The following is a 1,366-nucleotide window of genomic DNA, read 5'->3' on the forward strand; positions in this document are numbered from 1 at the left end:
CAATGATCAAACATTTATGGGATGGAGATGGGCATGCGTGTCATTAGCTAGTTGGCGGGGTAACGGCCCACCAAGGCGACGATGACTAGGGGATCTGAGAGGATGGCCCCCCACACTGGTACTGAGACACGGACCAGACTCCTACGGGAGGCAGCAGTAAGGAATATTGGTCAATGGGGGCAACCCTGAACCAGCCATGCCGCGTGCAGGAAGACAGCCCTATGGGTCGTAAACTGCTTTTACCCGGGAATAAACCCCACTACGTGTAGTGGGCTGAACGTACCGGGGGAATAAGGATCGGCTAACTCCGTGCCAGCAGCCGCGGTAATACGGAGGATCCAAGCGTTATCCGGATTTATTGGGTTTAAAGGGTGCGTAGGCGGCCCGTTAAGTCAGGGGTGAAAGACGGTAGCTCAACTATCGCAGTGCCCTTGATACTGATGGGCTTGAATGGACTAGAGGTAGGCGGAATGAGACAAGTAGCGGTGAAATGCATAGATATGTCTCAGAACACCGATTGCGAAGGCAGCTTACTATGGTTCTATTGACGCTGAGGCACGAAAGCGTGGGGATCAAACAGGATTAGATACCCTGGTAGTCCACGCCCTAAACGATGAACACTCGCTGTTGGCGATACACAGTCAGCGGCTAAGCGAAAGCGTTAAGTGTTCCACCTGGGGAGTACGGTCGCAAGATTGAAACTCAAAGGAATTGACGGGGGCCCGCACAAGCGGAGGAGCATGTGGTTTAATTCGATGATACGCGAGGAACCTTACCCGGGCTTGAAAGTTAGTGAAGCATCCAGAGATGGATGCGTCCGCAAGGACACGAAACTAGGTGCTGCATGGCTGTCGTCAGCTCGTGCCGTGAGGTGTTGGGTTAAGTCCCGCAACGAGCGCAACCCCTATGTCTAGTTGCCAGCACGTTATGGTGGGGACTCTAGACAGACTGCCTGTGCAAACAGAGAGGAAGGAGGGGACGACGTCAAGTCATCATGGCCCTTACGTCCGGGGCTACACACGTGCTACAATGGACGGTACAGAGGGCAGCTACATAGCAATATGGTGCGAATCTCACAAAGCCGTTCACAGTTCGGATTGGGGTCTGCAACTCGACCCCATGAAGTTGGATTCGCTAGTAATCGCGTATCAGCAATGACGCGGTGAATACGTTCCCGGGCCTTGTACACACCGCCCGTCAAGCCATGGAAGTTGGGGGTACCTAAAGTATGTAACCGCAAGGAGCGTCCTAGGGTAAAACCGATAACTGGGGCTAAGTCGTAACAAGGTAGCCGTACCGGAAGGTGCGGCTGGAATACCTCCTTTCTGGAGTAGCACCACCTACCCGCCTCGCAGCATGATATTTC

Annotated in this window: 1 rRNA gene; it reads left to right on the plus strand. The window is 53.7% G+C overall.

What is annotated here, in order from left to right:
• A 16S ribosomal RNA gene (locus EZ449_RS22475) occupies positions 1–1,325 on the plus strand; the annotation flags it as partial.
• Between the last annotated feature and the right edge of the window lie 41 nt (positions 1,326–1,366).

This window comes from Pedobacter frigidisoli (assembly GCF_004331675.1).
Taxonomy (GTDB): Bacteria; Bacteroidota; Bacteroidia; order Sphingobacteriales; family Sphingobacteriaceae; genus Pedobacter; species Pedobacter frigidisoli.